General features: G+C 57.6%; 11 protein-coding genes. 5 read left to right on the top strand and 6 right to left on the bottom strand.

All coding sequences use genetic code 11. The features are described 5' to 3' along the window. Positions 1–222: 222 nt before the first annotated feature. Genes Q1J43_RS15410 through Q1J43_RS15395 form a run of 4 tightly spaced genes read right to left on the bottom strand, consistent with a single transcriptional unit; the run spans position 223 to position 3,864 of the window. Positions 223–1,452, bottom strand: a complete 1,230-nt coding sequence (locus Q1J43_RS15410) for an FtsX-like permease family protein (protein WP_301103395.1) — start codon at positions 1,450–1,452, stop codon at positions 223–225. 9 nt (positions 1,453–1,461) lie between these two features. Further along, the gene (locus Q1J43_RS15405; protein ID WP_301103394.1) at positions 1,462–2,691 is read right to left on the bottom strand and encodes an FtsX-like permease family protein; all 1,230 of its coding nucleotides are present in this window, start codon (positions 2,689–2,691) and stop codon (positions 1,462–1,464) included. A gap of 18 nt (positions 2,692–2,709) precedes the next feature. Then, on the bottom strand, positions 2,710–3,516 hold the full coding sequence (locus Q1J43_RS15400) for a pseudouridine synthase (RefSeq protein WP_301103393.1): 807 nt from the start codon (positions 3,514–3,516) through the stop codon (positions 2,710–2,712). A 3-nt stretch (positions 3,517–3,519) separates the two neighbouring features. Next, the gene (locus Q1J43_RS15395; RefSeq protein ID WP_301103392.1) at positions 3,520–3,864 is read right to left on the bottom strand and encodes an FKBP-type peptidyl-prolyl cis-trans isomerase; all 345 of its coding nucleotides are present in this window, start codon (positions 3,862–3,864) and stop codon (positions 3,520–3,522) included. 156 nt (positions 3,865–4,020) lie between these two features. On the opposite strand from Q1J43_RS15395, the gene Q1J43_RS15390 reads away from it, so the two are divergent. After that, entirely contained in the window at positions 4,021–5,130 is a 1,110-nt protein-coding gene (locus Q1J43_RS15390) for an HD domain-containing phosphohydrolase (protein ID WP_301103391.1), read from the top strand. Continuing rightward, positions 5,127–5,918: a tRNA cyclic N6-threonylcarbamoyladenosine(37) synthase TcdA gene (gene tcdA, locus Q1J43_RS15385; RefSeq protein ID WP_301103390.1), complete on the top strand. Its 792-nt coding sequence runs from the start codon at positions 5,127–5,129 to the stop codon at positions 5,916–5,918. The genes Q1J43_RS15390 and tcdA overlap by 4 nt, the downstream gene beginning before the upstream one ends. 18 nt (positions 5,919–5,936) lie before the next feature. Here the strand turns inward: tcdA and Q1J43_RS15380 are convergent, their stop codons facing one another. Continuing rightward, a complete protein-coding gene (locus Q1J43_RS15380) occupies positions 5,937–6,881 on the bottom strand; it encodes an MBL fold metallo-hydrolase (protein WP_301103389.1) in 945 nt (314 codons plus the stop codon). A 194-nt stretch (positions 6,882–7,075) separates the two neighbouring features. Continuing rightward, on the bottom strand, positions 7,076–7,252 hold the full coding sequence (locus Q1J43_RS15375; protein ID WP_301103388.1) for a hypothetical protein: 177 nt from the start codon (positions 7,250–7,252) through the stop codon (positions 7,076–7,078). A 9-nt stretch (positions 7,253–7,261) separates the two neighbouring features. Here Q1J43_RS15375 and Q1J43_RS15370 point away from each other — a divergent pair, with 9 nt between their 5' ends. From Q1J43_RS15370 to Q1J43_RS15360, 3 genes are all read left to right on the top strand, one after another. After that, a complete protein-coding gene (locus Q1J43_RS15370) occupies positions 7,262–7,432 on the top strand; it encodes a hypothetical protein (RefSeq protein ID WP_301103387.1) in 171 nt (56 codons plus the stop codon). A 272-nt stretch (positions 7,433–7,704) separates the two neighbouring features. After that, the gene (locus Q1J43_RS15365) at positions 7,705–7,902 is read left to right on the top strand and encodes a helix-turn-helix domain-containing protein (protein WP_301103386.1); all 198 of its coding nucleotides are present in this window, start codon (positions 7,705–7,707) and stop codon (positions 7,900–7,902) included. Continuing rightward, positions 7,902–8,243, top strand: a complete 342-nt coding sequence (locus Q1J43_RS15360; protein ID WP_301103385.1) for a hypothetical protein — start codon at positions 7,902–7,904, stop codon at positions 8,241–8,243. Before Q1J43_RS15365 ends, Q1J43_RS15360 begins: the two co-directional genes overlap by 1 nt. Positions 8,244–8,286: the final 43 nt, after the last annotated feature.

Here is an 8,286-nt window from a genome sequence, read left to right as displayed (position 1 = left end):
AAACTTCAGCGCTGTCCGTGCTGTGGAGCAGGCAATCATGCCATGTGACACAGTAAGACTAGCAGCCTGTCGGACTTGACCAGGTCGGCTGCAAAATGTGGGAGGACGGCTCATTTTCGCCCGTGTTTCTGCGCGAATAGAACGACTATTCGCTTGAAACCCGTGCAAAACTGCGCTCGTCTCCCACATTTTTCGCTTCGACCCATCAAGCCCGACAGGCTGCTAGATATTCTGCCGTAGCGCATCGACTACCGGGATACGCGCAACGCCACGCGCCGGTAGCAGCGAAGACAGTACGGTGGCGAAAAAGCCAACCGCGAACGACAGTAGCAGAACGCCCGGAACGAGGCGAATGTGAGCCGTATAGCCGACGTTCGAGTTTGGCGGTGGTGGCATCTCAAGGCCAATCGCCGATAGGACCAGGGCCAGCAGGGTGCCGAGAATGAGGCCAAGGCTTGCCCCAATCAGGCCGAGGAGCGTGTTTTCGAGAATGATCATGAGCGAAATCTGCCGGTTTCGACTGCCCAGTGCCTTGAGCGTACCGTACTCGCCGACGCGTTCGTAAGCCGTCATGTTGACGCTGTTGGCGACGCTTAGCAGCACAACGACGAGAATGATGAATTGCAGGACACCCAACTGGGTCTGGTACAGGGCAACCGTATTGGCGTAAAAATCGTCGAGCTCGAACCAGGTCTTGACCTCGAAGCCGCTCTTGCTGAGGCCAGCTCGCAATGTCGCCGCCACCCGGTCGGTGCTCAAGGTCTGGTCAAGCGATACGACGACGGCGTGAGCGCCCTCTACGCCGAGCAACTCTTGCGCCACAGCAAGGGAAACGCGGACGGCACGCGCATCGAAATCCTTGGCGTAGGTGCGGAAAATCCCGACGACCTTGAACTCCAGGCTGTTTAACGCGCCCTCGGGAGTATTGGCAAGGATCGTAACGAAAGTGCCGACGCCGATTCCCAGTGATGTCGCCACGCCTTCACCGATCAACATGCCGTTGGCATCATTGTCGGCAAGTTGGCGCCCGGCAATCAGGGAGAGGTGACTGCCGAGTTTCGCCTCCTTGTCGGCTTCGACGCCTTCGCCAAGGATCGGCAACTCGGACTTGCCGTTGTTCAGCAGGCCCGAGAAATTGAGCCGCAGCATCGAATCGAGCACGCCGGGAACGGCCGCTACGCTGATCTTGACGGCATCCGGTTTGGCGATCAGGTAGTCGTAGGGTTCCTTGACGCCGTTGGCGTAGAAGCCTTCCTTATAGATTTGCAGATGGCCGAAGCGCGAATGGATGGTGGCCTCACGCAACTGGATGAAGATATCCTCGACGAAGCCGCCCGAAACAATCAGGCCGACGACGCCAAATACGATCGAGGCCAGCGTCATCCCGGTGCGACCTTTCTGACGCAACAGATTGCGCAAGCTGCAACGCAGGGTCATCAATTCGAACGGCATATTTATCTCCTATAGCGCACGGCGCAGGGCGTCAACGATCTGTAGCCTTGATGCTTTCCACGCCGGGTACAGGCTGGCAAGGAGTGCGGAAACGACGGCCAGCAGGAAGCCGCTCAAGGCCAGAGCGCCGGTCACCCGAATCTGCGCGTCGAATCCTTGATCCATACCGGGTGCCGGTGGCATCGGGATGCCCTGCGCCGAGATGAGCAGCGCCAGAAAATAGCCGAGCAGCGTCCCCAGCGCCCCGCCGATCAGGCCCATGATGACTCCCTCGCACATAAACAGTTGCATCACCTCACGCCTGCGGAAGCCGATTGCCATCATCGTCCCGATTTCGCTGGTCCGTTCCCTGATGCTCGTCATCAGCGCGTTGGACATGCTCATGATGATGATGATGGCGATAATCATGCGAACGAATCCGGTCTGCGATGCGAACAGCTCGACCACCGCCTTGTAGAAATCAGCGAGGTCGATCCACGGCGTCACCTGCAAGCCGGTCTTATTCTCGTTGACCAGGGCACGTAATTTTTTCAGAGTCTCGTCGGTTCGCTCGGTCTCATTGAGCAGAACGATCAGTTGATGCGTGCCATCGGCCTTCATCAGCTTGCGCGCAAGCGGAATCGGCACGCGCAGCGCGGCGTCGTCAAACGCCTTGACGGCGGTATGAAAGATGCCTCGTACCTGCGCCTCTACCGCTGAAATGCCGCCACTTTGCATGGTGGACAGGAGTACCACGGTCATTCCCGGCTCGGCGCCAAGGCTTGCAGCAAGGCCCTTGCCAAGAATGATGCCGGTCGGATCGCTGCTCGCCAGCGGCTGGCCGGCATGGACTATAACTTCCTTTGAGACTTCCGCTTCCGTTTCCGGCGCGACCCCCTCGCCAAGAAAGCCCAAGGTGGTGTCGCCCCTGGAAATGAGGCCAGAGAAAGCCAGCCGCGGAGTGACCGTCTTGACGTGCGGTAGCGCGATGATCCGCTGCGTGTCGACTACCTGATCGCCGAACAGATAGGCATGGGGATCAGCGACACCATGTTCGTAATAGCCGTGTTTGACGATCTGCAGATGCCCAAGGCGCGAGTGAATGGTCGACTCCCGCTCCATCCAGATCATCCACTCGGCGAACCCGCCGGCAAGTATCAGGGCGACGACGCCAAAGCCTATGGCGCCAATGCACACCGCCGTGCGCCGGGTGTGGCGCGCAAGATTGCGACAGGCTAGGGCGAACGTTGAAGTGATCATAAGTGAGCGAACTTAAGCTCAGAACGTTTCATCGTCGCGCAGGAAGCGCCACTGCCCAAGCGGCAGATCGCCCAGCTTCACCTTGCCAATACGAACCCGCTTGAGTCCGACGGCGCGCAGCCCGACCAGTTCGCACATGCGCCGAATCTGCCGCTTGCGCCCCTCGTGAAGAACAAAACGCAACTGATCCTCGTTGAGCCACTCAACCTTGGCCGGCTTGAGCTTACGGTTATCGAGACTGAGGCCGTGGTTGAGGAGCGCTAATCCCTTTGCGTCGAGCCGGCCTTCGATGCGCACCAGATACTCCTTATCGACGGTCGAGTTCTCGCCGATTAAGTGCCGCGCCACACGGCCGTCCTGCGTTAGCACCAACAGGCCGGTCGAATCAATATCCAGCCGCCCGGCTGGGGCCAGTCCCTTGAGGTGGGAGGCATGAAAGATCGGTGTGTCGGGCGTGCGGTATTGATTTTCGGGCAAGACCAGGGTGACGGCGGGCTTGAAGCCCGGTTCCGGCTGCCCCGAAACATAGCCGACCGGTTTGTGCAACAGGATCGTCATCTGCCGTTGCTGTGCCGCGCGCGCCCCCTTGTCCAGCGTTATCCTGACCGCTGGGTCTGCGCGCGTTCCCAACTCGGTGAGGCGCTCGCCATCGACGAAAACCCAGCCCCGCTCAATGTAGACGTCGGCCTCGCGCCGTGAACACAGGCCGCGTTCGGCCATCAATTTGGAGATTCGCACACCGCTTGGCGGCGGGCGAATCGCGACCTCGACGGCCGGCCGGCGTATGCCCTTGGATGCGCCACCGCGCAGTGGCTTAGCGGCCATCGCTCAGAGAATGTCGAGAAGTTCCACTTCGAATACCAGCGTGGCATTCGGCGGAATCACGCCGCCCGCGCCACGGGCGCCGTAGCCAAGCTGTGGCGGAATGGTCAGTTTGCGCACGCCTCCGACACGCATGCCCTGCACGCCTTCATCCCATCCAGCGATGACATTGTGCTGACCAAGTGGAAACTCGAAGGGTTCGTCGCGATCTTTGCTCGAATCGAATTTGCTGCCGTTTACCAGCCAGCCGGTGTAGTGAACACTCACAAATTGGCCAGTTGAGGCGCTGTCGCCATCGCCCAGTTGGATTTCTTCAATCTGCAAACCTGATTCGGTTGTCGTGATGGACATAAACATTCCCCAATGAATCCAAGACGTGGAGTGTAGACCAGCACGGCCGATGCGACCAGTTTAACGCGCATCGTCGCTGCGAAAAGCGGATGCGCCAACCATTGACCCGGCTTTCGGCTAAACTTGCCGCACGACAAAACGCTGGCGGGAGGGATCATGGCAACGCACGCTATCACTGAACCCGTGACGATGGACAGGGAAGCCCTGCAAGAATTCATTGAATCCTTGAGCGACATTGCGCCAACTGTCGAGCGGGATATTGCCCGGCTCAAGAGCACGCCAGGCGACCGCGAAGTCATCAGCAGCCTTTTTCGTGCAATACACAACATCAAGGGCGACGCCACGATTTGCAAGGTTGAGCTGGCTGTCACCATTGTTCATCCGATCGAAACGGTACTTGCGCGATTTCGCAACGACGAAATCGTGTTCAGCGACATCCTTGCCGAAGCGGTTCTGCTGGCGATCGACCGCCTGGAATTGGCGGCTGACGGCCTGTTTGCTGGAAAATCTCTGGACACCCTGCGCCTGAAGGTGCTGGTGCAGGGGCTTGAAAAACTTGCGCTGGCCACTGCCCCCGATATGGACGAGTGTGCCTGTGAGTTGATTGAAGCAGTCACCGGATTTCGCCCAGCCGCCGAAACCTCCAATTTGATACGCGGGCGCGCCTCGTCGATTTCCAGCAAATCAAAATCGCAGGCGGCAGACGACCTTCGTTTCTTCCGTACCCTGGCCGATCAGCTTGAAGCGCGTTCGCTGCTTTTCAAGGGCCGCACCATGCGTCTGCTGCGCCTGAGCCTGGAAACCAACCAGGTGATGGATAAGGCGGTTGATCCGATGCAACTCGAAGCGGCCGTCTATCTGCACGACATCGGCATGATGTTTCTGCCGGAATCGATATGGTTGAAGCTAGAGCGCATGAGCGAGGATGAAAAACAGGCTCTGCACACGCACCCGACTTACGCCGCCGGCATCCTCTCGCGCATGGACGGCTGGAACGAAGCCGCCGAAATAGTCGCGCAGCACCATGAAATGCCCGATGGTGCGGGTTATCCTGCCGGCCTCATGGAGAATCAGATTAGCGACGGCGCAAAGATCATGGCGATTGCCGACGCTTTTGAGGCGGTCATGCTCAAGCATATCAACCGCGGCAGAAACCGTTCGGTCTTACGCGCCATTGCCGAGATCAATGCCTGTGACAAGCAGTTTGCTCCGGAGTGGATTGAACCTTTTAACCAAGTCATCCGCCGCACCGTTGAAGCCCGATGACCCCGGAGGATCATGGCGCTGATCTGGCACGGCGCTTTGGCGGCATCAAAAGGCTTTACGGTGCCGATGCCTGGCAACGCTTTCAGGGCGCCCATGTCTGTGTTGTCGGCATCGGCGGTGTTGGTTCGTGGGCGGCGGAAGCCCTGGCCCGTTCCGCCATCGGTAAGATCACGCTGATTGACCTCGACATGGTGGCCGAATCAAACGTCAATCGTCAGATCCAAGCGCTCGACAATGCCTACGGCAAAGCCAAGACCGACGCCATGGCGGAACGCATTCTGGCAATCAATCCGCATTGCCGGGTCGACTGCATTGAGGATTTCGTTTCGCCGGACAATCTGGATCAGTTGTTCGACAAGAACTTTGACTACGTGGTAGATGCCATCGATCAGGCGCGCACCAAGGCGGCAATGATTGCCTGGTGCAAAGCGCGCGAAATTCCGCTGATCACCGTCGGCGGTGCTGGCGGCCAGATCGACCCGACACGTATCGAGATTGCCGATCTGGCACGCACCATCCAGGATCCGCTGCTAGCGAAGGTACGCTCTCTTCTACGCAAGGAGTATGGCTTTACGCGCGATATGAAAAAGAATTTCGGCGTCCCGGCCGTGTTTTCGAGCGAGCCCTTACGCTACCCGGAAAGCGCTACGGCCTGCGACGAGCCACCAACCCTGACTGGGCTAAACTGTGCGGGTTACGGCTCAGTGGTGTGTGTCACGGCATCGTTCGGGCTGTTCGCCGCCAGCGAAATACTCAGGCATCTGGCGGTCGACGGGAAAACAAGCTGAGGCGCGATTATTTCTCGCTCATTTCTCAGTATCCACCCATACGGCCAGCCCCTGCGCATTCAGATCGAGGTCGGTGGCAAAGATTTCCAGAATGTCAGCGGGAGGCAACGGGCAGCCAAAAAGCTTAGTCTCGGTGAGGAGCAGTTCAGCGAGTCCGGAACGAATGCGCGAATGCCTTTCCTGACCTGTCTTTTTCTCACGCCGGGCGATTGCAAGGTGCGCTTCGATCAGCCGATGCAACTGAAGCGCTTTTTCAGGGACATTCTTGACCTGGCTGAAATGGGTCAGGTACACCGCCTCAGGTCGATAGCTCGTGATCAGATCAATCGATGCGTGCAGGGCTTCCGGGTCAAACTGGATGGGGGTTGTTGTCGGAAAGATGAACTGACGGCCCGCAGTATCAAGTTCTCGATAGGAAAGCCCGAAGGTATCGCCGGTAAATAGATGCCCGCTCTTGCCGTCGACAATGCAGATGTGATGCCGGGCATGCCCTGGCGTATCAAGGCAGAGGAATTCCCGGCCGGCCAGATCAATTTTCAGCTCATGCGTCGCCTCGATGATGCGACTGGCGGCGATCGGCAACACCTCGCCATACAGGCGGCGTACCTCATCAGCGCCGTAGACGGCCGAGGCACCTTCGATCAATTTGGACGGGTCAGCCATGTGCCGCGCACCGCGCGGGTGGACCACCAAGCGTGCGTGTGGAAACGCCTGCATCATCGCCCCCGCTCCGCCAGCATGATCGAGATGAATATGTGTGAGGATGACGTAGTCGACACTGTTGACAGAAAGACCGATCTGATCAAGCGCTTTCAGTGCAGCAGGCAGCGACTCATTGCTCCCAGTATCGACGAAGGCGGCACGCCCATTTTCGACAATCAGATGGACCGACGCCAGAAGTGGTCGAACATAGCCGGAATCGAAGGCATAAATGCCATGCTCGTAAGAAATCAATCGGCCCATGAACAACGCTTCCTATCGATAAGCCGACGATTATAGGGGTGATCAATAGGTTGATGGCAGGTTTTTCAAGGCTCCAAGATGCCACAACGGGGTAAATTTGTTCTAACCGCGCTTTGTTTACCCCTACAAGCCAAACGCCTTGATACCGCTTGGTTACAGCGATTTTACTGTTTCATGAGGATGGCTACAGGGAATTAGAGCTTAACGCCCAGCAAATCGAGGATACGCTGTTGATCGTTGTCGGGCTGGGTCACTTGATCGAACTCGGTATTGGCAATTTTTACCCGCTGAAACCGAATGGCCGACAAGCGATCCACCACCGCCTTGAACGTCCATTGACGCGCCTCATGCTGCCATTTGAGGCGCTCCAAGGTTAGCGTGTGCTCGATGTTCAGTATTACGAACTCCGCATTCTGGGCGCACGGCTGGAGTCGGCAACTGTGGTCGCCTCAAATGCAGATGAAAGCCTCGCGTGGTCGCTGCTTTTCCGCTTCAAATCCGGCCATGACTACCAACTGACGTTTCGTCGTGGCCTTGATGGAACCATCTAGATTGCGTCACTGGGCCAGCATTTTCAGATTGAAAAAATCGCAGTGGCAAGCCCCTTCGCCACGGTTCAAGCAACGCTGCTTGCATTGCGATACCCGTGGTCTGCAAGGCTCTGCCAGTTGGCTTGGTTGAGAAGCTTCAGGCCGAGTTCTCCAGTGCCTCATGAATATATGCTACTCCGATCAAAACCGGTCTAATCAGGTGTGCACGGGTCAGGCGCTGTGTCATAGTTATGCCCTTGAACCACTCAAATGCTCCAATGGAAAACTCCGCCATGACAGACCGCTGGTTGTCGGTTGAAGAGATTGCTGAACACCTCGGCATCAGCAAGGACACCGTCTATGCATGGATTGCCAAGAAAGGCATGCCTGCGCATCGCGTGGGCCGGTTCTGGAAGTTCCAGCGGGTGGAAGTTGATACGTGGGTAAAGTCTGGTGGCGCTGGCGAAAGCAAAGTCGAGGGCCAAGACTGATGGGTATGCCGAATGACCAAGACTTGTCCGGCTATGCCGAAACGTTACTGCGTGTCGATGGCGATCCTGCGCAACCGGATGGGCTGTATTTTGCAGCAGCAAATGTGGCAATTCCCGCCCCTTTGCAGCAAGAAATCGACCAGCAAAAAGCCCGCATCATTACTGACCTGGAATCGCGCAGCCTTACAAAGAAGCCCGAACCAAGAGCAAGGGTGCCGCAACGCTCGCCGACAAGCTGCAAGCCCAGAAGGAGCAGCGAGACATTGAAGCTCAGCGCGACCGTAAGCGCCGTGAGCTATTTACCCGGCAGGACGAAATTCAAAGGCGTCGGGATAGCCTGATCGATGAACTTGAAACACAACTGAAACAGCAAATCGCTACAAG

Source organism: Propionivibrio sp. (genome assembly GCF_029255185.1).
GTDB lineage: Bacteria > Pseudomonadota > Gammaproteobacteria > Burkholderiales > Rhodocyclaceae > Propionivibrio.
The sequence above is the reverse complement of the archived record's forward strand: the minus strand, read 5'-3'. Positions and strand labels throughout refer to the sequence as shown.

Coding starts and splice junctions, on each gene's coding strand:
- Q1J43_RS15410 (WP_301103395.1), bottom strand. CDS start 1,452: ATGCCGTTCGAATTGATGACCCTGCGTTGCAGCTTGCGCAATCTGTTG.
- Q1J43_RS15405 (WP_301103394.1), bottom strand. CDS start 2,691: ATGATCACTTCAACGTTCGCCCTAGCCTGTCGCAATCTTGCGCGCCAC.
- Q1J43_RS15400 (WP_301103393.1), bottom strand. CDS start 3,516: ATGGCCGCTAAGCCACTGCGCGGTGGCGCATCCAAGGGCATACGCCGG.
- Q1J43_RS15395 (WP_301103392.1), bottom strand. CDS start 3,864: ATGTCCATCACGACAACCGAATCAGGTTTGCAGATTGAAGAAATCCAA.
- Q1J43_RS15390 (WP_301103391.1), top strand. CDS start 4,021: ATGGCAACGCACGCTATCACTGAACCCGTGACGATGGACAGGGAAGCC.
- tcdA (WP_301103390.1), top strand. CDS start 5,127: ATGACCCCGGAGGATCATGGCGCTGATCTGGCACGGCGCTTTGGCGGC.
- Q1J43_RS15380 (WP_301103389.1), bottom strand. CDS start 6,881: ATGGGCCGATTGATTTCTTACGAGCATGGCATTTATGCCTTCGATTCC.
- Q1J43_RS15365 (WP_301103386.1), top strand. CDS start 7,705: ATGACAGACCGCTGGTTGTCGGTTGAAGAGATTGCTGAACACCTCGGC.
- Q1J43_RS15360 (WP_301103385.1), top strand. CDS start 7,902: ATGGGTATGCCGAATGACCAAGACTTGTCCGGCTATGCCGAAACGTTA.